Origin of the sequence: Bacillus cereus group sp. BfR-BA-01356, assembly GCF_022663635.1 — a bacterium.
GTDB classification, from domain to species: Bacteria; Bacillota; Bacilli; order Bacillales; family Bacillaceae_G; genus Bacillus_A; species Bacillus_A cereus.
The window spans coordinates 1-223 of sequence record NZ_JAKUFX010000323.1 but is presented as its reverse complement, the minus strand read 5'-3'; the positions used below and the strand labels follow the sequence as shown (position 1 = coordinate 223).

The following is a 223-nucleotide window of genomic DNA, read 5'->3' as shown; positions in this document are numbered from 1 at the left end:
TGGGCTATATAGCATATCTAAAGGAAGTTTAAATTTAGAAAACAAATGATCGTTTTGTGCAAAAATCGAAACTTCTTCTCTAGTTAATCGATCATGAAATGCAATTGAAATTTTTCTTAAGGCATTTACTTGTTCTTCTTCAAATTCATGATCTATAACAAATCTATAAAATGGGAATTCATCTGACTGAATCATACTTTGCATAAGTCTAAATTGATATCTT

The 223-nt window shown here is 27.8% G+C and carries 1 protein-coding gene; it reads right to left on the bottom strand.

Annotated elements, in window-relative coordinates; all coding sequences use genetic code 11:
- The coding region (locus MR168_RS33225) for a DUF1878 family protein (protein WP_242291778.1) at positions 1-223 on the bottom strand (223 nt) is incomplete at both ends.